This is a genomic window from Marinitoga sp. 1135 (assembly GCF_013363245.1).
GTDB lineage: Bacteria > Thermotogota > Thermotogae > Petrotogales > Petrotogaceae > Marinitoga > Marinitoga piezophila.
Window position 1 is genome coordinate 60,244 of sequence record NZ_LBEZ01000019.1, and the last position, 25,205, is coordinate 85,448.

Here is a 25,205-nt window from a genome sequence, read left to right on the forward strand (position 1 = left end):
AAATGACTTCTTCTTTCAAAAGGAAAATCGCAAAAATAAAGGTAGGTATAGCTTCACCAGAAAGAATTAGAGAATGGTCATTTGGTGAAGTAAAAAAACCAGAAACTATTAATCACAGAACATTTAAACCAGAAAGAGATGGACTTTTCTGTGAAAAAATATTTGGTCCTGTAAAGGATTACGAATGTAACTGTGGAAGATATAAAGGTAAAAAGTATGAAGGAACAGTATGTGAAAAGTGTGGAGTTAGAGTAGAGTCAAAAGAAGCCAGAAGAAGAAAAATGGGGCATATTGAATTAGCTGCTCCTGTAGTACATATCTGGTTCTTAAAATCATCTCCATCTATTTTATCAATATTATTAAATATACCTGTAAAAGAATTGGAAAACATAATCTACTACGGATCAAAAAGGGTAGTAGAAAAAATATGGCTTATTACAGATCCAAAAGACACAGATATGTTCGATTATGGAGATCTTCTCCATAATACAGAGTATGAAATATTTAAAGAAAAAATGGATTTTGATGTTGAACAGGCAGTAAAAGTATTACATGTAAAAGAAAAACCTGTTGCTAAAAGATCCGGGGTAGTAAGCATTGAAACAGAACTTACACAGACAAAACATGAAATCACATGGGTTAAAATAAAAGATGAAAACGGTGTAGAAGAAAAATGGCCAATCTTTGAAGGTGCAACATTATACGTAGAAGATGGTGAAGAAGTAGAAGAAGGAACACAACTTGCAGATACATTCTTATATGAAGAAGAAATATTAACAGCAAGCGAATATTTAATATTTGAACAATTCTATCCATCAGCAATAGAAATAGAAAGAGATATAGAAAGAGATACACCTATACTTGTAATTACAGAAATTGATCCTGAAATTCAGGAAGAAATTGGAAAAGGTATAGGTAGCACATTATTACAGGAAGAATATGAAGCATATAAAGAGTTATATCATGACAGAATAACAGCTGATTATGGTGGAGAAGCAATAAAGAAGCTTCTTAGAAGTTTAGATTTACATGAATTAAAGATTCAGCTTGAATCAGAGTTATCAAAATTAGACAAGAAAAGCGCAAAAGCTTTAAAATTATTAAAAAGATTAAAGGTTGTAAAAGACTTCTTAAAATCAGGTAATAAACCTGAATGGATGATTATAGAAGCATTGCCAGTAGTTCCGCCAGATATCAGACCATTAATTCAAATAGATGGTGGAAGATTTGCAGCTACAGACTTAAACGACTTATACAGAAGAGTTATCAATAGAAATAACAGATTACAAAAATTATTTGAAATAGAAGCACCAGAAATAATTGTTAGAAATGAAAAGAGAATTCTCCAGCAGGCAGTAGATTCATTAATCTATAATGGCCGTGTTGGAAAAGCTATGACAGATAGAAGTGGAAGGCCTTTAAGATCATTGACAGATTTAATTAAAGGTAAAAAAGGAAGATTCAGAAGAAATCTTCTTGGAAAACGTGTGGATTACTCAGGAAGGGCTGTTATTGTTGTTGGTCCTGAATTAAAAATCCATGAATGTGGTCTTCCAAAGAAAATGGCAATGGAATTATTCAAGCCGTTTGTTCTCAATAAATTACTTAAAGATTCAAATGCATCAAGTAAAAACGCAAGAAAATTAAAGAAAACAATTATTGAAAAGGAAATGCCAGAAGCATGGGAAATGCTTGAAGAAGTAATAAAAGGTCATCCTGTATTATTAAACAGGGCACCTACATTGCATAGAATTTCAATTCAGGCATTTATCCCAAGATTAATTGAAGGTAATTCAATACAGTTACATCCATTGGTATGTCCTCCATTTAACGCAGACTTTGACGGAGACCAGATGGCTGTACACGTACCGCTTTCAAATATAGCTCAAGCTGAAGCTAAATTCTTGATGTTATCAAGATACAATATCATATCACCTGCAAATGGAAAACCAATATCCATGCCAGGTAAAGATATGATAGCTGGTGCATATTACCTTACAACAGTTGATCCAAAATACTTTGAATCAAGAAAATTACCTTCAAATATAAAAGACTTTGAAAATAAAGACACAATAAAATATTTATTTAATGATGAATTACACGCATTATACGTTCATGAATATGAAAAGGTAATAAAAAATGAAATAGTTGTTGAAGATAATGAATTGAGATGGGAAAAACCAACACTCATACTCCATGAACCAATTGGATTGTATCTTGACGGAAAATTAATCAAGACAACAGTTGGAAGATTGATCTTCAAGGAAATATTGCCAGAACCAATTGGAAGATTTAATCCAGATTTCAACAAAATATACAAGAAAAAAGAAATCAAAAATCTTATATTCGATACATTTAAATACCATGGAATTGACAGAACAGCAGACTTGCTTGATGATATTAAATTCTTAGGATTCCACTATGCAACATTATCAGGATTAACAATATCTGTAAGGGATATAGTAGAACCAAAAGAAAGAATAGAAATTATCAAAAAGTCAGAACAAATAGTTATGGAAATTGAAAAGTATTATGAAGAAGGTTACCTTACAGATGATCAAAGATATAAAGAAGTAGTTAAAGTCTGGGAAAAGACAATAGCGGACGTTACAGAAGTAACAAGTAAAGAATTTAGAAAATATCCATTTAATCCTGTATGGATGATGGTTGACTCCGGTGCAAGGGGTAACATTGACCAGTTAAAACAGCTTGCAGGTATGAGGGGTCTTATGGCTGATCCATCAGGTAAAGTTATTGAGTTACCTATTAAATCAAACTTTAGAAATGGTCTTTCTGAACTTGAATTCTTTATTTCAACACACGGAGCTAGAAAAGGTTCTGCAGATACAGCATTAAGAACATCTACAGCAGGTTACCTTACAAGAAGACTTGTAGACGTTGCACAATCAATTACAGTAACAGAACCAGATTGTGGAACATCAAAGGGTATAGAAGCAAGAGAATTAATAGCAGACGGATTGAGAATAGAAAAACTTGCAGATTATCTCTTTGGTAGAGTACTTGCATCAGATGTTGTAGACCCTGTAACAGATGAAATAATTGTAAATCCAACAACAGGAAAGAAATATGTAAAAGATGTAATGTTAGATGAAGAAGATGCAGAATTCCTTGCAAATTACAGATCAACAATTCCTGTTTATGAAGTACATGAAAAATTAAGCGTAGATAAAATCAATCTTTACTTATACAATATTCTCAATAGTGATGTCCTTGTTGATGGAGAATTATTATATGCAAAAGGAACAGTAATAGACAATGATATAATAGTTTCATTAAAACAGCATAATATAAAAGAAGTTGATGTAAAAGAATATAAAGTAGTTAATTTCGTTCATGTAGGTGATGCAATTAAAGTTGAAGATGAAAACGGAAAGATTATCACACTTGCAAATTATCAGGAAAAAATTGATGCTGATACAGCAAGAAAATTAGAAAGATATAATATAGAAACAATAGAGGTAAGACCTTCAATCTATGTAAGATCAATCTTAACCTGTGAGGCAGAACATGGTGTTTGTGCTAAATGTTATGGTATGGATCTTTCAAACCACAAAATAGTAAATATAGGTGAATCTGTAGGTATCATAGCAGCACAGTCTATAGGTGAACCTGGAACACAGCTTACAATGAGAACATTCCATACAGGGGGTATTGCTACAGCAGGTGATATTACCCAGGGTCTTCCAAGAGCAGAAGAATTATTTGAAGCAAGAAAGAACTTAAAAGGTCCTGAAGCAGAATTCTCAACAGTAAAAGGTATAGTAAGAAAAGTGAACAGAGATGAAAAAGGAAGACTTGTAATTATTGTTGAAGATCTAAAAGGAGAACTATATACATATATAGCAGATCCTAAGGTTAAACCAACAGTAAATGAAGGTGACAAGGTTGAACCTGGCTACAGATTAACTTCAGGTAATATAAAACCAAGAAGATTACTTGAAGAGCTTGGTGCGGAAGTAACCTTTGATTACCTATTAAAAGAAATTAAAAAGATATATGCTGAACAGGGTGTTGAAATTCACGATAAACACTTTGAAATAATAATCAAACAAATGTTCAACAAAGTTGAAATAACATATGCTGGAGATACAGACTTTATGCCAAAAGACCTTGTAAACCTCAAAACAGTTGAAAAGGTAAACAAACAAATCTATGAAGCAAATAAAAAGGTTGAAGAAAACAGAGAAATGGCAATAGGTAAAAAATTAGCAGAAAAAATCATTGTAAAAGTTGATGAAGAGAATGAAACAATAGGAGAAATAGGAGATACAGTAACAGAAGAATTATTAAATAGAATAATTGCAGCTGGAATAAAAGAAATTGAAGTATTCAAATCAGAACCTCAATTACTCGAAAATGAAGATGAAGAAATTAGGCTTGTTGGAGAAAAAGAAACATTATTAATTGCGCCAAAAGAACCAGCAAGATACGAAAGAAAACTTTTAAGAATAACAAAATCATCTCTTGAAAGAGAAGGTTGGTTAGGTGCAGCATCATTCCAGCAAACAGTTCAGGTATTAACAGAAGCAGCATTAGAAGGAAGAGAAGACTACTTATTGGGATTAAAAGAAAATGTTATAGTTGGACAGCCAATTCCAGCTGGAACAGGATTAAAAGCATTCTTAGAATCAGAAATCTCAATATTCGAATTACCAACATATCCAACAGAAGATACAAAAACAGATGAAAGCGAAAGCGCAGCATCATAATAGATAATAAAAAAGGCTCGGATTTTTCCGAGCCTTTTTTGTAATTAATACATAATTTCTTCCCATTCATCTAACCAATTTTCAAGATTCTTGTTCAATTCTTCTGAATCTATTGTTAAAACCTTTTCAGGAACAAGAGCATACTTAAATGCTTCAGGAAGTTTTACGTTAGTTACCGGGAACATCCACTGATTTAAAGGCACTTCTTTTTGAAAATCATCAAACAATAAGAATTCAATAAATCTTTTTGCAAGCTCAGGATTCTTTGTTCCTTTTACAATACCAGCGCCTTCTATTTGTATATAAGCTCCCTCTTGAGGAATAAAAGCTTTATACTTGGTGCTCTTATAATAATAATATGAATAAGCGCCATCTGTAGCATAACTTACCATCATAGGCGCTTCACCAGCTTCAAATTTTGCAAAGGCTTCTCCCCAACCTGGTGTAACTGTTAGTATTGCTGGTTTTAACCTTTTCCAGAAATCTTTCCATTGATCTTTATATACTGCTATTGTCCATAACAAAAATGCCTGACCTGTACTGGAAGTTCGTGGATCCTGAATAATCAATTTCTTTTTTAACTTTGTTAAATCTTCAAAACTTTTAGGAACGGATTTTAATTTTTCTGGATCATAAACAATAGCAATTGCACCATAATCATATGGAATTAAATGATAACTTTTATCATAGATTAAGTCATCTTTTATCTTTGAAATATTTAAAGGTTTATATGGCATTACCAGATCTTCATTAATGGCCAACACAGAAAGCGACTGATCAAGACCAATAACTACATCAGCCTTTGGATTTTTCTTTTCAAGTTTAAGTCGTGAAAGCAAAGTTCCCCCGTCTCCAAGAACAACAACATTTACATCTACGTTATACATATTTTCAAATTTCTGAATAACCCCTTTCTTAATCCAGTCCAAACTGTCATAAACATAAACAGTTAGACTTTTTGCAAATAGCCAAGAATATAATAATAAAACACTTAAAAAAACAATACCCTTTTTCATGCACTCACCTCCAAATAATAAATTATAATTTTTAAAAGAAAAAACGCCTTCCGGCATGGAAGGCGTGATTGAATTATCCTTTTTACCGCACTCCCTACGCCGGTATTACCCGGATCAGGTGCTGGGGTCTAAGGCTTCCACCTTAATCTCAGCTGCGGTATCAGCAGCTCCCCCGGCGGGTTACTGTATTAACTTACAATTTTATTATACTCATCAATTACTAAAAAACTGTATAAATTAATAATTTTTAGAAACATAAAGGTTAATTTTTCTTGAAATATTTGACTGTATAGTCAGTCAGTTTTTTGATATATAAAATATCGGATATCTCTATTTTTAAGGTAATAGTAAATTGACCGTTCAGTTTTATGACTTTTTATGTCATAATTGAAACAAAATGAAAAAAGTATTATAATAATATTGACCGAACAGTCAGTCATGTATGAGGTGGTAATATGAATAATGACCGTAAAGAAAATTATAAAGAAGCTAAAAGAAAAAGCATAGCAGAAAAAGCTCTTAATTTAATAATAAAAAAGGGATTGTCCAGTTTTACCATGGATGAAGTAGCAAAAGAGGCTGGAGTATCAAAAGGAACATTATATCTATATTTTGATAGCAAAGATTCATTAATAATAACGGCATTTTCCATACTTGTTGAAAGGTTAAAAAAATCACTTGAAATTATGATTCCTGAAAATACTTCAAAAGAAGAAAAAGCACGTGCAGTAATAAAATTATATGTGAAAGTATTAAAAGAATTTCCATCAGATGATTTATTAAGATTATTTGAGATATTAATTAATTCTATACATAATAAAAATAGAGCTAAAGAATTAACCAATTTATTTCATGAATATTATTCTCAACTATTTGAAATGTGGGAAGAATTTGTGCCGTCAAAAACCGCTGCAGTTGTTTTACAGGCTATGTTTGATGGTATAAGTATATATAAATCTGTTGGAGTTGAGTTTAAAGAAGGGGAATTATGTGAAGCTTTTGAATATATAATAGGAAAAATAATTTCATAAAGGAGGGATTTTATGAAAATCCTTGATAATATGAAAAACATGATGATGAAACAGGCTTCAAAATTGGTAACAAATGTTGTTAGAAACTCAGAGGTTGAAGATCTTGCAAAATTATTGAGAACACTGGAAAAATTTGCAAAAGAACCAACAAAAAGCGGTTTAAGGAAACTTGCCGAAGGCGCTGAAAGAAAAGATCCAATGCTTGTAAAATGGTCAGAGTTATTCAAAAAAGCCAGTCCAAAAGTTGTAGAAAAGATAATAAACAATCTTATTATCAATGAATTTGCAGTTGGTGAAAAGGTAAGGCAGGAAAAAATGCATGAATATGAAGTTGTTCTTCCAAAACTTGCTGTTATAAGTCCAACGTATGCATGTAATTTAAGATGTGTAGGTTGTTATGCAGGACTTTATGGTCATAAATATCAACTTTCAAAGGAAGAAATATTTAGCGTAATAAGACAATTCAATGATCTTGGAATATACTTCTTCATAATTACCGGCGGTGAACCATTTATTTATCCTTACTTATTCGATGTTCTTGAAGAATTTAATGACTCATATTTCATGATTTATACAAACGGTACATTAATAGATGAAGAAAAAGCAAAAAGACTTGCAGAACTTGGAAATGCAACATTATCCGTATCTGTTGAAGGCTTTGAAGAAATGACAGATTGGAGAAGAGGAAAAGGTGTATTCAAAAAAGTATTAAATGCATGGGAATTATTAACCAAACATGGAGTAATATATGGAGCTTCAATTACTGCAACAAGAAAGAATCATGACCTAATTACAAGCGATGAATTCTGGAACTTCTTAAAAGAGCACAATGTTGCATATGCATGGATATTCCAGTTTATGCCTGTTGGAATGGATCCAACAATGGATCTTGTTCCTACACCAGAACAGAGATATGAAAGATTCCTTATAACAGAAGAAAAGAGACTTAATGGAGACTTTGCATTTGTTGCAGACTTCTGGAATCACGGATTCTTAACTCATGGTTGTTTAGCAGCTGGTTCAAAATATTTGCATATTAATGCAAAAGGTTATGTAGAACCATGTGTATTCCAGCAATTTGCAGTAGATAGCATTAGAGAAAAGAGCATTATAGAAATATTAAAATCACCATTCTTTGAAGCATATAAGAGAACAATACCATATTCAAACAATCTCTTTAGACCATGTCCAATTATAGACAATCCACGAGTATTAAGATCAATGGTAAAGAAATTCAATGCAATTCCACAGCATTCAGGAAGCGAAAAAGTCATAACAGAATTGGCACCAGAACTTGATAAACTTGCAGAAGGCTGGAAAGAATATGCGGATAAGTTATGGTATGAAAAGGGATATGCAGAAAAATATCCAGCAAAAAGAGGTATATATAATTATGAAACACGTATGAGAAGATATGCAGATAACGAAGAAAAACTTGCTCTTGATAAAAAAGCATAATAAATAAAAAACAGCTGAGGTATTTAAACCTCAGCTGTTATTTTTTGTGGGAATCTCAATTCAATAGTTGTACCTTTTCCAACTTCAGATTCAACATGAATCCTTCCCATTAGTTTTTCGATTAAACGTTTTACAATTGCCAGGCCTAAACCACTACCGGGTTTATTTTTAGCCAATCTAACAAATGGTTTGAATATATCATTAAGTTTGTCTTCTGGAATTCCAGGACCTGTATCTTTTACCACAATAACAAACTCTTTTGTTTTATTATCAAATGAAATATGAACATTTACATATCCCTCGTCAGTATATTTTATAGCATTTCCAACGATATTTACAAGTATTTGCTTCATTTTTAATGGATCGGTTTCTATCATCTCAGGGATATTATTTTCAAATTTAATATTTAATTCCACTTCTGGTGAAAGTTGTGGTTCAACAATAGATATTGACTCATAAACAAGGAATTTCAAATGAACCTCAGTAAAGTTCATTTCTTCTTCTCTATTTAATTTATTAAAGGTTGATAAATCAGAAATAAGGGAGTTCATATGTTTTGAGCTGAGATAAATACGTTTTACAAGATCGAAAATTTCTTCTGTTGTTAAATTATCCTTTCCTCTTAAAATACTTTCAGAATACCCTAAAATAGCAGTTAAAGGTGTTCTAACCTCATGTGTAATAAAACTTAAATATACACTGTTCATTTCATTTGCTTTCTTTTCCTCATCACGAAGAGATTTTAAAGTTAAAAACGTTGAGGCAAAACTTCCAAATATTTTTAAAGATTTTTTAGCAGTTTCACTGAACTTTTTAAGTCTGAAATTATCAACATATATATGCCCTTTAATTTCATCTCCAACCTTTAAAGGATAAGCAAGGGTAATCATATTTTCATGTTTTTCATGTAATTGTTTTACATTTTCATGGAAAATTCTCGATGGATTCTTAAATTCTTTAAAAGCATCAATTTCTATAATATCCTGAACATCCATATATCTATAAATATATGAATCTTCAAGAGGAACTATAAGTTTTTCAACAATATCTTCATCGTAATTATAACCAACAACGGCCTTATATAATGTATTATCTATAAGCCAGATTGTCCCGGCTTCAGCTTCAGGGATACTTTTAATAGCAACAGACAATAATTTTTTCATAAATTCCTTTTCATTTTCTTCACCGGTTAATTGTGAAGAAAGTTCTGCCATTAATTCAAAATTTGATAAAATATCGTTTTCACAATCCATGCTAGGTGCCCCCCTGTATAAAAACTCACACATTTTAAAATTATAACATATCTTTTTTCATAATCAAAATGTTAATGAAAAAATTTTCAATGTATTTTTAAAATCATCTATAATTCTTGCTGTTAAGCCCCATATGATTTTATTTTCGTAAAGATAAAAAAGTGTTTTATAATATCCTTTTCTCCAGTTATAATTTTTGCCATTTGGAATTAAATGATAAGGATAATCTTCTGGAGGTTCCATTTTTACATTTACCTTATACATCAATGGTTCATTATTTAAGAAAAATTTTAAAGGAACAAAAAAGTACTCTTTCACTTCTTCATTAGGTCGAATATCAGAAATATCAAAATCTTTAATTTCTATAAGAAATGGATATATCACAAAATTAAAAGGTGTTGTGAAATAATCAAGTTGAGAGATTAATCTTACTTTTTCTTTTTTAATTCCCAATTCTTCATTTAATTCCCTTAAAGCAGCATCATATATTCCTTCACCTTTTTCAACAGCGCCTCCTGGCAAACTTACCTCACGAGGTTGAGGTAAATGATCTGCCCGAATTTCAAAAACAATATTTACCTCATTATTTATTTCCACAAGAGGTATTGTTACAGCAAATCGTTTAAATTCAGAAATCAAATCTGGTTTATAATCTTTATAAATATTTTTGATCTTTTCTATATTCATAATGTAAAGAATAGTCCTTTCTTTTTTGCTGTATATTCTAAATTAAAAGGAATTATAAATGTTTCATATGTTTCAAATTCCACAAAAATTCCAGGTCCTTTAATAATTTCACCATTATCTTTTTCAAGTACAGTAAAATATTGCGTTTTAAATTCTTTTGGTAAATTAGCAATTACAAATGGACAATTCTTCAAAGCATTTTTACCTTTTTCAACATGAATTTCCCTTGGTCTTCCCCAATCATATAATCTATATGTAAGATTTGAAGTTTGCTGAATTTCAAGCAATTTTGAATTTGGGCCAAGTGTATGAACAACTCCTGCTGGAATAAATAATAAATCGTTTTTATTAAGTTTAGTTGGTTTAAAAACCTTATCCCAATCGCCTGAATCAATTGCATTTTTATTTTTTTCTACATCATTAGAAATAAATATTTCATTCTTTTCATTTAAAAAATACCATGCTTCAGTCTTTCCCCATGGTTCATTTTCAGCGTTTCTTGCAATATCATCATCCGGATGAACCTGAATTGAAAGCCATTGAGTAGTGGATATTAACTTTAACAATAACGGAATACGAGGTAATTCCATTCCAAAAATATCTTTTATATATTCAGAAGGATTTCCATAAAAATTATTTGATTCCATACCATAAAGTTCCGTTTCATAACCCTCAAATCCGGAGAATAACCATACTTCTCCAATTTTGTCCATATTTTCAATATTAAACTCTTTATTTAAAGAAAAATCACCCCATACCTTTTCAACAAAAATAGGTTTTGACTTTAATATTTCATCAAACATATAAATCACCCTTCATAATATAATTTTTATTACTACATAATAATATTATATCATAAAAAAAATTACTCATGCGGTAAAATCTCTTATAAAAAAAGGATATCATATGATATAATTTATCATATAAAATAATTTGAAAAACAAACAATAAAACAGGAGGAGTTATATGTTAAAAGCATACTTTTTATTGCTATTTGTAACCTTCATCTGGGGAAGCACATTTCCTCTAATAAAAATGACAGTTGGAGAAAATGATGTTTATATCTTTTTAACCTTAAGATTTGCAATAGCATCATTGCTTTCATTTCTAATCTGGAAAAAGCAAAACTTTAAATACGGTATGATAATAGGAATATTCATTGCTCTTGGATATATTACACAGACAGTAGGACTAACCTTAACAACAGCTTCAAAAAGCGGATTTATAACATCATTATATATAATCATGGTTCCATTTTTTTCGTATCTTGTAGAAAAAGAAAAAGCGCATTTAAACCATATTATAGCATTACCTTTTGCAATTACAGGTTCTTATCTATTATCAGGAGGAATTTCAGGATTTAATTTTGGCGATTTTCTCACATTATTATGTGCAATATTCTTTGCATTATCAATGGTATATATTACGAAATATTCAAAGATAGAAAAAGAGACGTCATTGCTTGGATATCAATTCTTATTTGTTGCAGTATTAAATGGAGCATTATCTTTAACAAAACCAATTCATATAACTCTTCCTATGATTGGTACAGCATTGTTTACAGCAGTTCTTGCTACAATATTTGCAACACTTGTACAATTAAAATATCAAAAAGTTGTTTCCACCAATACCACAGCATTTATATTTATTGGAGAACCAATATTTGCAATGCTATCATCATTTATAATATTGCACGAAAGAATGACGTCAACACAAATAATAGGCGGAATAATACTCATTATAGCTCTTGTAATTGCATCATTAAACTTTACCAGAAAAACAAATAAAGAGAATTATATTGAAAAAGGAGTTGAAGAAGAAATATGAAAAAAATAGTATTAATACTTATAGCTATACTTTTAGTATCTTTTAACGGTTTTGCTAACTTTTCCTTTAACTTTATTGCAGATTATACAATTACCAATTCAGCTACAAGCGATTATCTTCAACTAATTGGTGGATATTATTCAGACAACTTTGAAGCAATTATAGACTTTCCGGTAAGAAAAGATGGAAAATATGTATTTACAGACCATTCATCCTTTATACTAAACCATTATTTCTTAATACAGCAGGGATATTTAAAGGTTTATTTTAATAAAGATTTTTATTTAAGAGTTGGTCAGAGCCAGTTAAAAGATACAATAGATTCAAAATATGCATTATTTATAAATCAAAATATTTATAAAACCAATATAGAACTATCATTTGAAAATGACAACGCCTTTTATAGGGCCTTCTGGGTACCATTAAATGAATATTCGAAATACGGTTATCCAGATAGAGGAATGAATTTTAAAACCTTTGGGATAAAATTTGGCAATTTTAAAATTGGTTATGAAGATTCTGTTATATATACAGATAGAACTGTAGATATCTATTATCTATTTTCACCATTTCCTGTGCCTATTATTCAGGCTTATAAAAATTCAATGATTGCACCCTGGGGAGAATATGTAAACGACAATTCTATTGTGGGATTATTCATTGAATACGATAATCAAAAATATAAATATTTCCTTCAGGTTCTTGCTGATGACTTAAATATGAATAGATATTTTGATCCAGACTCATATCAAAATCCCGATAAGGTTGCATGGTCCACGGGATTAAATATCAGGACTAATTCTGGAAAGTTTGGTATTTATAATGCTGGTGCAACAAAATACACATATGAAAGGCTTCCAAAACCATATGAATATACGCAATACCCAGCGTCTGTATATCCTGGCGGAATTATAGATTACAAGGACAATTATATTGGATATTTATATGGTGAGGATTCATTATCCACATTATTAGAGTACGAAAATACATTTGATAAATTATGGTTGAAAGCCAGTGGAGAATATGTAATATCCGGTTCAAAATCGCCACATGATCCATGGCATGAAGAATCTAATTATATTCCTGGAACACATTTTTTAGAAGAAAAAGTAAAAGAATATATGTATAGCTTTGAAACACAATTAAAATATCAGCTAACTTCAAACATTCTTTTAGGAACAGATTATAAATACACTAAATATATAAATAAAATAGCATTAGTTGATGATTTATACTGGAAACCACAGAAAGGAGTAAATGAGAATATTAACTCTTTTTCTATATATTTCATTATTAACTTTCAATTTTAAAGAGGTGAAAACCTTTGAGATATAATCGACATGAATTCCTATTTGGAAGAGATTTTGAAAAAATAAGAAACTCAAGTATTATGGTTTGTGGTGCAGGAGGTTTAGGAAGTAACGTTTTAATGCAAATTTCAAGATTAGGTGTAAAGAAAATACATATATATGACAATGGAATTCTCGATGAACCTGATCTAAATAGACAGATATTATACGATATTGAAGCTATTGGAAAAAAGAAGGTTATTGCAGCAAAAGAAAAGTTAGAAAAAATCAATCCAGAAGTAAAGTATTATATATATGATGAAAAAATAACAGAAGACACTAAATTCCCTGATGTAGATATAATAATAGATTGTCTGGATAACTTTGAAGGTCGTAAAATAATTGATAAAAGAGCATTTGAAAAAAATATTCCTTATATTCATGGTGGTGTGGAAGGGTATTATGGGCAGGTAACAGATATTATTCCCGGGAAAACAAAGCGACTATTTGAAATCTTTGGAGATATTGAAGATACAGGAGAAACAAAATATGTTGTTCCATATGCAGTGTCCATAATAGCTTCAATTCAGGTAAGTGAAGCCATAAAAATTATCACAGGAGATTATGAAAACGCACTTATAAACAAATTAATGATAATGGATTTAAAATATAATACATTTGATATAATAGAAATAAACTAGCCTTTCCAAAACGGAAAGGCTAAATTTTTCATTCATTATATTCAAAGGCTTCTTCATCGGAAGGAGAAAGATCAATTTTTACATAAAATTGCCAATAATGATTATCCTTTGAACCAATTATGAGTTTTGAATTTTTATAGTCTGTTACAGCATTTCCAAATTCAAAACCAGTTCTCATTTCATTTATTTTATAATATACATTTATTTCAAAACCTGGTTCTCTTTCAACATCTTCAAGTTTTTTATAATTATAATCCCAAATTTTGGTATTTAAATAAAGATTTTTAACAGGAATAATTACACCTTCAAAATAATATTTTTGAAAAACATCTTTATTCTCTTCGTCATTTAAATAGGTGGTAAAGTTTTTATATCCAAATTTTGCATAATTCTTTCCCAATTGAAGTCTTAAAAAGCTGTCTAAAACTTGATTATAAACAAGTTTATCCTCATTAAAATCAATTGCAAAGTTATAATTAACATATAAAGAATTTCTTCCAAAAAGTTTTGTTACCTGTGTTCCAAGAACAAGAGTTGTAGCTTCAGAAGAATAAATCTTATAAATAGAATCAAAGTTTAGGTATTCTGCATTTAAAGCAATTGGAAAATAAGAATAATTAATTGTATTATCTTTTTTCCAGATAAATTTTATATTAGGTAAGAAAAAAGTGTTGAATATCTTAAATCTATTTTTATATCCAAATTTTAAATACCTTTTTTCTTTTAAATCTTTTTTCAGTGAATATGAATATTCATTTCCAATATTTAATGTTTTACTGGATAATACATTTTCTGTATCAATCTCATCATTATTAAAATTAATATAATCAGCAACAGAAACTTCTACAGGAGTTGCTTTTTCACTGGTAATGTCTTCATCCTCTTTTCGCAAATAAACTCCAGTAAAATAAAAACCACTATATTTAAGATATGCATATATTCCATTTTCTAAATAAGTGGTATTTATATTAATTGTATCTGTAAAATCATTTAATGTATCTATTTGATTTTCAATATCTTCAATAGCATTGTTTATTGAAGTGACAGTGGAATTTAAAGAAATATCAGTTCCAGGATCTGAAATATATGCTTCACTAATATATTTTCCTCTTAAATATTCAAGAGTGTTCTTTAATTGGCTTAATCTATCTATTTCATTATTTTTTGTTGTTGAATTAATATAATATACATTTTTGTTAGAAGTATTTATTTCTTTTTGTGTATATATTTTAAGATAATCTATTCTAAAATTTTTATATTTAAATAGTTCTGCTAAAAGCCCAAACTCAGAATTATTCAATAAATTCTTATAATCAAATTTAGCCTCTTCAGTTAATTTATCTTCTGTAACATCAGAATCATCTGACAAGTCTTTATAATATAATGTGATTTTATCTTTATAATCAATTCCAAAATAATTGGATTTAAATAAAAAAGAGTATTCATCATAAAAATGTATTTTTAATTCATCAAATTCTGGAAAACTGTTATAATCTTTAAAAGAAAGTTCCCACTTTTTTGAAAATAAATAGTCACTAAAAGTGAGTTTATAGGAAATATCCAGATTATCTTTAACATCTATACCATTTTCATCAGCTAATAATTTATATTCAATATACCAATAATCAATATCAATATTGATTCCATATAAAATTATACTGAAAAGAATAACTGTAAATAAAATAATAGTTTTTTTCATATAAAAACCTCCACTAATCTTTATTAAAAAATCCCGGCAAAAGCCGGGATTGTATTAATAGTATTTAAAAAATTAGAATTCAACTGAACCTGTTACATATGCATACCAGTGCATGTCAACTTGAGAATATGGTAAAGCACCAGCTGTTACAAATGAATAAGTTGGTGTTAATACATATTCTGAATATTTAGGTGTTTTTTCATTTCCAACGTGTGCACCTATTGTAACAAAGCTATTTAATTCATATTCAGCTGTTACAGCATAAGCGATATCATCTTTTTTATCAGCATCGGTTTTATCTGTTCCTAATAAGTTTACATAAACATTTCCTTCAACACTTAAACCATCAACAGGTTTTACTGTTACATATGGATTTACATAATACCATGTATCATCTTTTGCATCATCTAATAAATCAGCTATAACTCCATATACCTTATAACCAGCTGTTACCATATCAAAGCTTTCTGAACCTTTTGCAGAGAATGCCAATTCAAGAGCATTTGTATCTTTTGAAGCTTCATAATAATATCCCATTACTTTTGCATTTAAGTAATTTGCAAATCCAAATGAGAAGTAACCTGTGAATTCTGGTTTTACATCTTTAGCCAAATAATAAGTTACTCCACCATTAACTTCAACGTTAATATCATCGTTTACATCATAAGCAGCTGTTAATTCAGCATAAACTTCTGAAGCATCTCCTGACATTGTACCGCTTCTATGAGAATTTGCATATAAATAATTTAATCCTTTTTGATATTTAAAGTAAGCATATGGTGTAAGAGTTAATGGACCAGCTGCGAAATCCTTTGAGTATTCTCCGTATAATCTATAGAATGAATTTTTGAAATCAGCAACTTTTTCTTCTGATTTTGCACCATAAACTAAATTTGCACTGAAACCTGCTAAAGAATCATTACCTGCAAATTCAACATCAGCAACATAACCATAATGTGTAGTTGTTCCATCTTCGTAAGTTGTTGATGTGCTAACAAGAGATATTTGTTTTCCATCTAAAGTAATTCCATCTGTTGATTCCTCATATGTTGTTGTTGAATATACAGTTACTTCTTTTTGATCACTATCTCCCCAGAATGCAACTGCAGCATCAACATTAAACATTCCAAGATCAAAGCTTTTTTTAACACCTAAGAAATCTCCATAGAAAGGATCCTTAATATCAACATCGCCCTTTGAAGCGTGAGGAGTTACTTCATATACTGCTGAGTCAGTTATGTACAACACTTTTACGTCCCAAGGTTTAAGAGTTAATTCAGCATATGCTCTACCAAGTTTTGTTGGTTTTGTTTTTATAATTGCCCAAAATCCAGCAGAACCTCTTGTTGTAAATGAACTTTTAGTTATTTTCTTTGTGTTATATGCTGTCCAACTGCTGAATGTACCTGTATATGCTCCATTGCTTAATAATAAATTCATATAGCTGTTTTCGTATTCAATTGTTGATACATCAAAACCATCAGTTAAATCTCCGCTTAAAGTAATTGTAGTTGTTGAATCATCTGTAATAGGAGGTACTACAACCTCTACATCTAACGAGATACCACTACCAATAGTTAAATCTAATCCTGTTTCGTCAAATCCTAATGTGTAATCTACTTCACCAGAAACATCTAAAGTAGGAGCTACAGCAAACATAGCTACGGATAAAATCGCTACTAAAAATACCAATACTTTCTTCATTCAAACAACCTCCTTAAATATAATTTTGTTTTGACTTAAACTGTAATTATTCTATCATAACTCTGCAAAAATGTCAAGTCTTTTTTAACATTAAATTAATTAATCACATGTTTTACTTATTAAAATACAAATGCTAATACAGCTGCTAATACTGCTGCTCCAATTCCAACCATGGCCATGGTATTTGCGGAATTAGCTTTTTCTTCTACTGCATTTATTTTTTCTGTGTTAGCAGCAACTTTTCCTTCAACTTTTTCAACAGATACTTTTACAGTATTTATTGAAGCTTTTAATTCTTCATGAGCTTTTACATTTTCACCTGATACATAATCAAGATCGCTCTGTAATGTTTCTAATTCTTCCCATAAACCATCAATATTTTCTGTATTTACAGAAACATCATCTGTATTTTTGCTTAATGCATCTTCTAATGAGCTTACTCTGTCACCTAAATCAAGAACCATGTATTTAACTTCTAATAATTTTCTTGATGTATCACCTTTTAATGCGTCGAGATCGCTTGATAATGAATCAACTGTGTCACTTAAATCTAACATATCTTCAACAACCATATCTGCATTATTAAATGCTCTGTAAGCAACCTTTGTAATTGTTTCTAATTTTGTAGAAACCTTGTTTAATTCTTCTGAAAGTTCCTTAACTTTTGCGGCATCAGCTTTGCTATTTGCTACTTCATCGATTTTTTTGTTTAATAAATCCATAACTGTTTCTACTCTTTTTATATCTTCGGCTTTTGCCAATACAGGGTCGTTTTCAATGTAAGTTAATGTGTCTGATAATAATTCAGCAACTTCAGCTTTTGTTAAAACAACATCTGGATTGAAGTTATCTTCCATAGGAAGAATACCTCTGTTTGCTAAGTCCATAACGTATTCATATGCCCAGTGATCCTCTGGAACATCAACAAACGCAAATGAATAGATACCAAAAAGTACTAATGCCATTACTAAAAGTGCTTTACGCATACGCTCTACCCCCTCTTTTAAATTTTTGAATTTTAAATAGTTGTTAATACACACTATTTATATTATACTATAAATTTCTTTAATTTTTTACTTTGTTTTGAGGTTAAAAAACCTTCTTTTTCCAATTCTTAGAATGTCATTGTCTTTAATTTCCAATAATTGGAAAGGATCATTGATTTTCGTTTTATTTATTCTAACTCCACCCTGCTTTATTAATCTTTTTGCTTCACTTTTACTTGAAATTGAATTCGTTTTCATTAATAAATCAATAGCTGTTATTTCTTTTTCAACTGTTAATTCTTCCATTTCATCGGGAATATCCTTTTTTTGGAAAACTTTTACAAATTCATTTTGAGCATATTCCGCCTTTTCTTTTCCATGGAAGAATTTTACAATTTCATATGCGAGTTTCATTTTTATGTCTCTTGGATTTACGGAATTTTCTTTCATTTGTTTTTCATATTCTTTTATTTCGTTTTCTGGAACATCTGTGGCAAGTCTCATATACTTCAATATTAATGTGTCAGGAATAGACATTACTTTTCCATACATATCAAATGGTTCATCTTCAAATGCAATGTAATTATCATATGATTTACTCATTTTTAGATGGCCATCTGTTCCCTCAATTATAGGCATTGTTAATACAATTTGTGATTTCTGGCCATATGCTTCCTGAATTTTTCTTCCAACCAATAAATTAAATAATTGATCAGTTCCCCCTATTTCAATGTCAGACTCAACCATTACTGAATCATATGCCTGAGCAAGAGGATATAAAAATTCAGATACGCTAATAGGTTCATTGTTTGCAAGACGTTTGGCAAAATCATCTCTTTCAAGCATTCTTGCAACGGTGTAATGTGAGGAAAGTTTAACTACATCGTGGAATGTCATTTTGTCAAACCATTCACCATTATATCTAACCTCTGTTTTTTCTTTGTCTAAGATTTTAAATGCCTGTTTTTGATAGGATTCTGCATTTTTCTTTACTTCTTCAAGGGTGAGCATAGGTCTTGTTTTTGATCTTCCTGAAGGATCACCAATTCTTGCAGTGAAGTCACCAATGATAAGTACAACTTGATGGCCTAAATCCTGAAATTCTCTTAATTTTTTTAATACTACAGCATGACCAAGATGTAGATCCGGCCTTGATGGATCTACTCCTAATTTAATTCTTAATTTACTTTTTTCTTTAAGTCTTTCCTTTAATTCCTCTTCATTGATTAAATCAACTGTGTTTCTTTTTATTATCTCAAGCTGCTTTTCTACGTCCACTACTTAATCACCTCGCAAGAAGTGCAGTAACTATAAATGAAGAAATCATAAACAATACTCCTGTCCATAATGCCATTTTTGCAGCTGGATCAAATCCTTTTTCTCTACCGAACATTGTATGAGCTGCACCTGAACCAAATGCTCCACCAAGTTCGGCATTTTTCTGCATTCTGTGTAATGCAAAATAGATTAAAGCAATGGATAAAACTATATGTACTATAATGGCTAATACTGTTAATGCTGACACAAAAAATTCCTCCTTTTTTCGTATTCTCAAAAAATATTATACACTAAATCTCTATTTAATTCAAGTTAAAATTAAATTTCAGTTAATTGATATGATTTTTTCTGAAAGAGGTGGATAAAATTTTTTTTGATTTTAAAAGATGTGACATATTATATAAATATAATATTGTTAAAATTCACTTGAAATCATAATAAATAATTTTAGAACGGGGGTGAAAAGATGCCAATTTATAGATATGTTTGTCAGGAATGCGGTCATGAATTTACTGTAATGCATGGAATGAATGAAACTCCTGAAGTTTTTTGTGAAAAATGCGGTGGAGTTGCTAAAAAAGGTATAGGAAGAGTGGGTATTGCATTTAAAGGAAGCGGTTTTTATATAAATGATTCAAAGTCATCTTCAACTTCTAAATCTACGACATCGACAACTGGTAGTAATAGTAAGTAATAAACAAAACGGTCCAGATAAATCTGGACCGTTTTTTAATCCCCCAATAATTTTGTTTTATTATCTTCTCCCCTTGCCACCTCTTTTCTTATCAAGTCTTCTTGAATACTCAGAAAGTTTCCTGTCGCTGTCTTTTAAGAATCTTGAAAGTTTCTTTTCGAATTCTTCATCTTTCTTTTCTTCCTGAGCATCTTCAGTTTTTAAGGAGAGTTCAACTTTTCCGTCTTTTGTTTTTCCGATAATTTTTCCTTCGAGTTCCTGTCCAACCTTTAAAAAGTCTGAGATGTTCTTTACGTAGTCATTTGAAATTTTAGAAATGTGAATAAATCCTTCTTCACCAGATTCTAATGTAACAAAAGCTCCGAATTTTTTAATGTCTTTTACCGTTACTTTCACAGTTTCCCCAAATGCCGTACTTTTAGTCACAAATACTACCTCCATAATAAAGTGATTTATAAATGATTAATATGGGAGGTTAACCTCCCACTTATGAGTTAAGGAATTTAGCATACTTATTCTTAAACTTCTGTACTCTACCTTCTGTGTCGATGATTTGTGAACTTGTTTCACCAAGGTAGAATGGGTGACAGTGTGAACAAACATCAACACGGAAATTATCTTCTGTACTGTAAAGTTGATGTTCTGCACCACATGCACATTTTACAGTAATAAGCTTCATTTCTGGGTGTATCCCTTTTTTCATGTTATTCACCTCTATATTATAATTTTTTTGTCTGAGCAAATTATAACATATTCTCCTTTCTTAGTCAAGGAAGTATTTATATTTTAATAAACAATTGTATTAAATTTTAATGTAATTCTATTACCAGTATTTCTGGTGATGAGAAAAGTCTTATATTAAACCATGCTCCAAGGCCTCTGTTTATATACATGATTTTATCTTTATCAAGTTCTTTTTTTCCTCTTAAATAAAAGGCATATTTTTTTAGTATTTTTTTTGTTAAATAAGGAATGTATATCTGTCCGCCATGTGTATGACCGGCAAGGATGAGATTTGATTGATCAAAGACTTCTTTGTTATAAAATATTGTGTCTGGGATATGTTCGAGGGTTATTGTGTAGCTTGCCGGTGTTGTGTCGATTCTGGTTATTTGTTTATATATAGGAAGCCCTATTAATTTTAGATTTAATTCTTTTATTTTAAGTATAGTGGTATTGTCATTTATTATGTGAATGTTTTTGTTGTTGTAGGCATTATTTACTTTATTTATATCATAGTAATCCCAATTTCCATATATTAAATAAACAGGTGCAATTTCACCTAGCAATTTGAAAAAGAGGGTTAAGTCTTTTTGTTCTGTATTTTTTATTATAGAGTCTCCGGTATATAATATTAAGTCAGGATTTTCTTTTTTTATTTCATTTAAAATCTTGTCATGAAAAAATATGTATTTATACATATGCAGATCGGTAATATGTATTATTTTTATATTTCCATTATATTCAGGAATGTCAATGCTGAGATAGCTTTTTTGCAAAGAAAATGGTTCTATTATTATTGAGTATATTGATATAATTATAATTAATGAGATAAAAGCTTTAAAATTCTTCATGTTTTGCTCCTTTCCGTAGATACATCTTAAATTTGTTTTGATAATCATAAATATTCAATTCTAAGATGAGATGATTGATAATGATTGCACAATATCCTGTTTATTATTTTATGTTAAAAATGATAAAATAAAATTACGACAATATTAAATATAGGGGGAGATAGTTATGGACACAGTGACAATTTTAGATTTAGATGGAGAAAAGATTGAAATAAATACAGATACAGTTTTTCCTGTAATGCTCGCAGAAGTTATGTATGAAGGAGATTTAGATTTGTTAATGGCAGACTTAAAGTCGAATAAGAAGTTAATGAACGAAGCAAAGAAGATAAAAATACTTGCTGATAATATTCCTGGAATTTCTTCAAATTTTGTTACCCAGCCTTTCATTTTCTCCGAATTTCTTGCTTATTTAAAAGAATTTGATTTAAAACCTTCTGATTTTAATCATGCCACGCTTAATGAACTTTATGATATAATTCTTGATTATGCAGACCATCACAATTTCGATGAATTAAAGGAAATTGTCAAGTTTATGATTGAGATCGATCCAAATTATACACCAGCATATGAAATTTTGGGTTCGGTACTTGTTGAAGAGGGTAATCTTGAAGAAGGAAAGAAATATTTGGAATTGGCTGTTAAACAGGATCCATGGAATATAGCAGCATTGTCAGAATTGGGAGAAACATATTTTAATCTTGGAGAATATGAAAAAGCCGCAGAGATCTGGTTAAAAGAAGTTGAGTTAATGCCAGAAAATACGGTAACATATTTTATGATTGCTGATGCATATAGGCAATCAAAGAATTTTAAGAAAGCTGCAAGAATATTGGAGAAATTTTTAAATAAATATCCAAAGAGTATTCTGGCAAAATATGAGTTAATAGATATTTATAGAAAACTTGAAAGAACTATTGAAGCTGATGAATTGCAGGAAGAGATTGCAAATTCCCAGCCTGAATATGTGAGTGATGTTGAAATCTGGGCAAAGGTAATGTTCCAGAATGGAAAGTATGAAAATGTTGAGAAGTTTATTAATAAGTTCCTTGATAAAAATAAAGATTATGAACATTTTAGAATTTTATTGGCTATACCGATGTTAAAAACTGGGAAAAAAGAAGAGGCAAAATTGCTTATTAGGGAAATGAAGGAAAAGTATCCATGGTATTATTATGGTATGAAAAATATTCTGGAGGAGTTGCTTGAAGGTAATGAAAGAGATATTTTACAGGATTAAAGATGAAAATAAAATTAATAATTTATACTTACTCCCGATTTTATCGGGAGCTCTTTTTGTTCTTTTATTATATGGACTTTCAATGGATTTTTTTGTTTATATTATAATAATGATGATAGGAATTATAGACTTTAATACGTTTTTAATACCGGATATTTTAAATTATGCAATTTTATTTTTAGGTGTTATTTTTAGCTTTTCAGCGAAAAATATCTTCGTTGCCATATATTTGTATTTGACATTATGGATATTTGTTAGAAAAGGAAAGTTAGGGAAAGGTGATCAAATACTGCTTGCAGGAATTGGGATGTGTTTTGGCGAATCGGTTTTTGATATTATGTTGATTTCCTTGTTGATAGCGTTATTTTATCAATTAAAAAAGGGAAAAGAAAAGGTTCCATATGGATATTTTGTATCCATAGGAACCGCATTATATCTTATTATTAATAAGTTCTATCCATTCTCCATCATTTAAGTTTTCTGGTAAGGTTATATTTCCTATAGCAATTCTTTTGAGATCAATTACTTCAAGTCCAACAGCTTTCATCATACGTTTTACCTGATGAAATTTTCCTTCGGAGATTTTAATTGTAATTTTTTGGTTTTCTACCTTTTCTATTATTGCAGGTTTTGTGGTAAAATCCTTTAATTTGATTCCTTTTTTTAATTTTTCCAATTTTTCTTCAGTAATCTCTCCTTTTACTATTACTTCATAGGTTTTGTAAATGTCTTTTTTGGGAGAAATAATTTTATGTATATATTCACCGTCATTGGTAAGTATTAATAGACCATGTGCATCTTTATCAAGTCTTCCTGCTATTTTTAATTCATTTTTATATGGATGGTTTATTAATTGAAGGACGTATTTGTCTTTTTTATCGTATGTTGCTGAAAGGTAGCCTTTTGGTTTGTTGATTATAATATAAATGTTTTTGTGTGGTATTATTTTTTTGTTATTGACCGTTATTTCATCGTTTTCTGAGACTTTAAATTCGGGCTTTTTTATTGTTTTACCGTTTACTTTTACAACACCGGCTTTAATAATTTTTTTTACTTCAGAACGTGTCCCAACCTTTGCATTTGCAAGGAATTTATCCAATCTCTCCATTAAAATCTTCCTTTTGTTACTGATGAATATACGTCTTCCAGGGATATTTTCATCTGCCTGAAGGAACATTTAATATTTTTATCTTTTAATAATTTTTCAAATTCATTTATTTTTAAGGTGGTTTCTATAATTGCTGTGGTTGAGGAAATAATTTTTAATCCAAGTATATTTTCATTATTTTTAAGTTCTTCAATATCCTTCAAGTATTCCTGAGATTCCAGCTCTATTTCTATAATAGAGAGTTTGTCTTCAAATTTTTTCATGAGGTTTATCATTTTATCGTATTCAACGATTTTTCCATCAACAATAATAGCAACTTCTGAAGCTATTTGCTCAACTTCCCACATATAATGCGAAGAAATGAGTATTGTCTTTTTGTTTTTAATATTTTCATCCAATATATATTCTCTTATAAATCGAGATGTTTCAACGTCTATAGCTATAGTTGGTTCATCTAAAAGAAGTAATTTTGGATTTTTTATTAAAGAACGGGCTATATTTAATTTTTGTTTATTTCCAGATGAAAGATTTTTTGTGAGTCTGTTTTTATATATTGAAAGTCCAAAATCTTCCAGTAATTCAATTGCTCGTGATTTTAAATCGTCTCTTACATTGCTTATTTTTCCAAATAAAATTAAATTTTCATATGGTGTAAGCTCATCTTCAAGAACTGTGTAGTCTGATACAAGGCTAATAATTTTTCTTACTTTATCCTTTTCTTTTACAACATCATATCCAAATGCTTTAACGCTTCCTGATGAAGGTAATATTAATGTAGAGATGATTTTCATTAAAGTGGATTTTCCTGCACCGTTTGGTCCTAATAATCCGACAATTTTTTGTTCGTCAACTGTAAAGTTTATATTGTTAAGAGCAATCACATCTCCAAATTTTCTTGTTACGTTTTTCATTTCAATGGCTTTTTCCATA

General features: G+C 29.8%; 23 protein-coding genes and 1 riboswitch. Of the genes, 9 read left to right on the forward strand and 14 right to left on the reverse strand.

Translation table 11 applies throughout. From position 1 onward, the window contains the following. The first annotated feature begins 2 nt into the window (after positions 1 to 2). Positions 3 to 4,730, forward strand: coding sequence for a DNA-directed RNA polymerase subunit beta' (locus XO10_RS08540; protein WP_050899190.1), 4,728 nt, complete (start codon positions 3 to 5; stop codon positions 4,728 to 4,730). A 44-nt stretch (positions 4,731 to 4,774) separates the two neighbouring features. On the opposite strand, the gene XO10_RS08545 is transcribed toward XO10_RS08540, so the two are convergent. Continuing rightward, on the reverse strand, positions 4,775 to 5,746 hold the full coding sequence (locus XO10_RS08545; RefSeq protein ID WP_075780818.1) for a thiamine ABC transporter substrate binding subunit: 972 nt from the start codon (positions 5,744 to 5,746) through the stop codon (positions 4,775 to 4,777). 73 nt (positions 5,747 to 5,819) lie between these two features. After that, positions 5,820 to 5,930: riboswitch (TPP riboswitch) on the reverse strand. Between the two features lie 271 nt (positions 5,931 to 6,201). On the opposite strand from XO10_RS08545, the gene XO10_RS08550 reads away from it, so the two are divergent. Next, positions 6,202 to 6,777: a TetR/AcrR family transcriptional regulator gene (locus tag XO10_RS08550; RefSeq protein ID WP_014297179.1), complete on the forward strand. Its 576-nt coding sequence runs from the start codon at positions 6,202 to 6,204 to the stop codon at positions 6,775 to 6,777. A gap of 12 nt (positions 6,778 to 6,789) precedes the next feature. Beyond that, a complete protein-coding gene (locus XO10_RS08555; protein ID WP_014297180.1) occupies positions 6,790 to 8,235 on the forward strand; it encodes a radical SAM protein in 1,446 nt (481 codons plus the stop codon). Between the two features lie 23 nt (positions 8,236 to 8,258). Here the strand turns inward: XO10_RS08555 and XO10_RS08560 are convergent, their stop codons facing one another. The 3 genes from XO10_RS08560 to XO10_RS08570 all read right to left on the reverse strand — a co-directional run bounded on the left by XO10_RS08560 (position 8,259) and on the right by XO10_RS08570 (position 10,978). Beyond that, on the reverse strand, positions 8,259 to 9,488 hold the full coding sequence (locus XO10_RS08560) for a HAMP domain-containing sensor histidine kinase (RefSeq protein ID WP_075780706.1): 1,230 nt from the start codon (positions 9,486 to 9,488) through the stop codon (positions 8,259 to 8,261). Positions 9,489 to 9,551: 63 nt separating this feature from the next. Beyond that, on the reverse strand, positions 9,552 to 10,175 hold the full coding sequence (locus XO10_RS08565; RefSeq protein ID WP_175421395.1) for a CoA pyrophosphatase: 624 nt from the start codon (positions 10,173 to 10,175) through the stop codon (positions 9,552 to 9,554). Continuing rightward, positions 10,172 to 10,978 (reverse strand): type I phosphomannose isomerase catalytic subunit, encoded by an 807-nt coding sequence (locus tag XO10_RS08570; RefSeq protein ID WP_175421396.1) that lies wholly within the window; start codon positions 10,976 to 10,978, stop codon positions 10,172 to 10,174. The genes XO10_RS08565 and XO10_RS08570 overlap by 4 nt, the downstream gene beginning before the upstream one ends. 163 nt (positions 10,979 to 11,141) lie before the next feature. Between XO10_RS08570 and XO10_RS08575 the strand changes: the two genes are divergently transcribed. The 3 genes from XO10_RS08575 to XO10_RS08585 are packed head-to-tail and all read left to right on the forward strand — an operon-like array spanning position 11,142 to position 13,992. Beyond that, positions 11,142 to 12,002 carry a DMT family transporter gene (locus tag XO10_RS08575; protein WP_075780708.1) on the forward strand — a complete coding sequence of 287 codons (861 nt, stop codon included), beginning with the start codon at positions 11,142 to 11,144 and terminating at the stop codon, positions 12,000 to 12,002. Next, positions 11,999 to 13,312, forward strand: coding sequence for a hypothetical protein (locus XO10_RS08580; RefSeq protein ID WP_175421397.1), 1,314 nt, complete (start codon positions 11,999 to 12,001; stop codon positions 13,310 to 13,312). The genes XO10_RS08575 and XO10_RS08580 overlap by 4 nt, the downstream gene beginning before the upstream one ends. A 14-nt stretch (positions 13,313 to 13,326) precedes the next feature. Further along, the gene (locus XO10_RS08585; RefSeq protein WP_175421398.1) at positions 13,327 to 13,992 is read left to right on the forward strand and encodes a HesA/MoeB/ThiF family protein; all 666 of its coding nucleotides are present in this window, start codon (positions 13,327 to 13,329) and stop codon (positions 13,990 to 13,992) included. A 28-nt stretch (positions 13,993 to 14,020) separates the two neighbouring features. Here the strand turns inward: XO10_RS08585 and XO10_RS08590 are convergent, their stop codons facing one another. The 5 genes from XO10_RS08590 to secG form a co-directional block, all read right to left on the reverse strand. Beyond that, the gene (locus tag XO10_RS08590) at positions 14,021 to 15,691 is read right to left on the reverse strand and encodes a hypothetical protein (protein ID WP_175421399.1); all 1,671 of its coding nucleotides are present in this window, start codon (positions 15,689 to 15,691) and stop codon (positions 14,021 to 14,023) included. Between the two features lie 72 nt (positions 15,692 to 15,763). Continuing rightward, entirely contained in the window at positions 15,764 to 17,395 is a 1,632-nt protein-coding gene (locus XO10_RS08595; protein ID WP_175421400.1) for a hypothetical protein, read from the reverse strand. Positions 17,396 to 17,514: 119 nt separating this feature from the next. After that, a complete protein-coding gene (locus XO10_RS08600) occupies positions 17,515 to 18,381 on the reverse strand; it encodes an S-layer homology domain-containing protein (protein WP_175421401.1) in 867 nt (288 codons plus the stop codon). Between the two features lie 87 nt (positions 18,382 to 18,468). After that, complete coding sequence (gene tyrS / locus XO10_RS08605; protein WP_014297189.1) at positions 18,469 to 19,659, reverse strand: tyrosine--tRNA ligase; 1,191 nt, start codon at positions 19,657 to 19,659, stop codon at positions 18,469 to 18,471. A 7-nt stretch (positions 19,660 to 19,666) separates the two neighbouring features. After that, complete coding sequence (secG, locus tag XO10_RS10735; protein ID WP_014297190.1) at positions 19,667 to 19,906, reverse strand: preprotein translocase subunit SecG; 240 nt, start codon at positions 19,904 to 19,906, stop codon at positions 19,667 to 19,669. 219 nt (positions 19,907 to 20,125) lie between these two features. Between secG and XO10_RS08615 the strand changes: the two genes are divergently transcribed. Then, entirely contained in the window at positions 20,126 to 20,353 is a 228-nt protein-coding gene (locus XO10_RS08615; RefSeq protein ID WP_014297191.1) for an FmdB family zinc ribbon protein, read from the forward strand. A gap of 60 nt (positions 20,354 to 20,413) precedes the next feature. On the opposite strand, the gene XO10_RS08620 is transcribed toward XO10_RS08615, so the two are convergent. From XO10_RS08620 to XO10_RS08630, 3 genes are all read right to left on the reverse strand, one after another. Then, complete coding sequence (locus tag XO10_RS08620) at positions 20,414 to 20,779, reverse strand: S1 RNA-binding domain-containing protein (RefSeq protein WP_014297192.1); 366 nt, start codon at positions 20,777 to 20,779, stop codon at positions 20,414 to 20,416. A gap of 61 nt (positions 20,780 to 20,840) precedes the next feature. After that, positions 20,841 to 21,056, reverse strand: a complete 216-nt coding sequence (rpmE, locus tag XO10_RS08625; RefSeq protein ID WP_014297193.1) for a 50S ribosomal protein L31 — start codon at positions 21,054 to 21,056, stop codon at positions 20,841 to 20,843. Between the two features lie 106 nt (positions 21,057 to 21,162). Further along, on the reverse strand, positions 21,163 to 21,927 hold the full coding sequence (locus tag XO10_RS08630) for a metallophosphoesterase (RefSeq protein WP_014297194.1): 765 nt from the start codon (positions 21,925 to 21,927) through the stop codon (positions 21,163 to 21,165). A gap of 166 nt (positions 21,928 to 22,093) precedes the next feature. Here XO10_RS08630 and XO10_RS08635 point away from each other — a divergent pair, with 166 nt between their 5' ends. Together XO10_RS08635 and XO10_RS08640 are read left to right on the forward strand one after the other, a co-directional pair. Further along, positions 22,094 to 23,167 carry a lipopolysaccharide assembly protein LapB gene (locus tag XO10_RS08635; RefSeq protein ID WP_075780712.1) on the forward strand — a complete coding sequence of 358 codons (1,074 nt, stop codon included), beginning with the start codon at positions 22,094 to 22,096 and terminating at the stop codon, positions 23,165 to 23,167. After that, positions 23,142 to 23,642: a prepilin peptidase gene (locus XO10_RS08640; RefSeq protein WP_156865427.1), complete on the forward strand. Its 501-nt coding sequence runs from the start codon at positions 23,142 to 23,144 to the stop codon at positions 23,640 to 23,642. Before XO10_RS08635 ends, XO10_RS08640 begins: the two co-directional genes overlap by 26 nt. Here the strand turns inward: XO10_RS08640 and XO10_RS08645 are convergent. Together XO10_RS08645 and XO10_RS08650 are read right to left on the reverse strand one after the other, a co-directional pair. Continuing rightward, positions 23,598 to 24,275 carry a pseudouridine synthase gene (locus tag XO10_RS08645; protein ID WP_014297197.1) on the reverse strand — a complete coding sequence of 226 codons (678 nt, stop codon included), beginning with the start codon at positions 24,273 to 24,275 and terminating at the stop codon, positions 23,598 to 23,600. The genes XO10_RS08640 and XO10_RS08645 overlap by 45 nt on opposite strands. After that, on the reverse strand, positions 24,275 to 25,204 hold the full coding sequence (locus XO10_RS08650; RefSeq protein WP_175421402.1) for an ABC transporter ATP-binding protein: 930 nt from the start codon (positions 25,202 to 25,204) through the stop codon (positions 24,275 to 24,277). Before XO10_RS08650 ends, XO10_RS08645 begins: the two co-directional genes overlap by 1 nt. Position 25,205: the final 1 nt, after the last annotated feature.

Coding starts and splice junctions, on each gene's coding strand:
- XO10_RS08540 (WP_050899190.1), top strand. CDS start 3: ATGACTTCTTCTTTCAAAAGGAAAATCGCAAAAATAAAGGTAGGTATA.
- XO10_RS08545 (WP_075780818.1), bottom strand. CDS start 5,746: ATGAAAAAGGGTATTGTTTTTTTAAGTGTTTTATTATTATATTCTTGG.
- XO10_RS08550 (WP_014297179.1), top strand. CDS start 6,202: ATGAATAATGACCGTAAAGAAAATTATAAAGAAGCTAAAAGAAAAAGC.
- XO10_RS08555 (WP_014297180.1), top strand. CDS start 6,790: ATGAAAATCCTTGATAATATGAAAAACATGATGATGAAACAGGCTTCA.
- XO10_RS08560 (WP_075780706.1), bottom strand. CDS start 9,488: ATGGATTGTGAAAACGATATTTTATCAAATTTTGAATTAATGGCAGAA.
- XO10_RS08565 (WP_175421395.1), bottom strand. CDS start 10,175: ATGAATATAGAAAAGATCAAAAATATTTATAAAGATTATAAACCAGAT.
- XO10_RS08570 (WP_175421396.1), bottom strand. CDS start 10,978: ATGTTTGATGAAATATTAAAGTCAAAACCTATTTTTGTTGAAAAGGTA.
- XO10_RS08575 (WP_075780708.1), top strand. CDS start 11,142: ATGTTAAAAGCATACTTTTTATTGCTATTTGTAACCTTCATCTGGGGA.
- XO10_RS08580 (WP_175421397.1), top strand. CDS start 11,999: ATGAAAAAAATAGTATTAATACTTATAGCTATACTTTTAGTATCTTTT.
- XO10_RS08590 (WP_175421399.1), bottom strand. CDS start 15,691: ATGAAAAAAACTATTATTTTATTTACAGTTATTCTTTTCAGTATAATT.
- XO10_RS08595 (WP_175421400.1), bottom strand. CDS start 17,395: ATGAAGAAAGTATTGGTATTTTTAGTAGCGATTTTATCCGTAGCTATG.
- XO10_RS08600 (WP_175421401.1), bottom strand. CDS start 18,381: ATGCGTAAAGCACTTTTAGTAATGGCATTAGTACTTTTTGGTATCTAT.
- XO10_RS08615 (WP_014297191.1), top strand. CDS start 20,126: ATGCCAATTTATAGATATGTTTGTCAGGAATGCGGTCATGAATTTACT.
- rpmE (WP_014297193.1), bottom strand. CDS start 21,056: ATGAAAAAAGGGATACACCCAGAAATGAAGCTTATTACTGTAAAATGT.
- XO10_RS08630 (WP_014297194.1), bottom strand. CDS start 21,927: ATGAAGAATTTTAAAGCTTTTATCTCATTAATTATAATTATATCAATA.
- XO10_RS08635 (WP_075780712.1), top strand. CDS start 22,094: ATGGACACAGTGACAATTTTAGATTTAGATGGAGAAAAGATTGAAATA.
- XO10_RS08640 (WP_156865427.1), top strand. CDS start 23,142: ATGAAAGAGATATTTTACAGGATTAAAGATGAAAATAAAATTAATAAT.
- XO10_RS08645 (WP_014297197.1), bottom strand. CDS start 24,275: ATGGAGAGATTGGATAAATTCCTTGCAAATGCAAAGGTTGGGACACGT.
- XO10_RS08650 (WP_175421402.1), bottom strand. CDS start 25,204: ATGGAAAAAGCCATTGAAATGAAAAACGTAACAAGAAAATTTGGAGAT.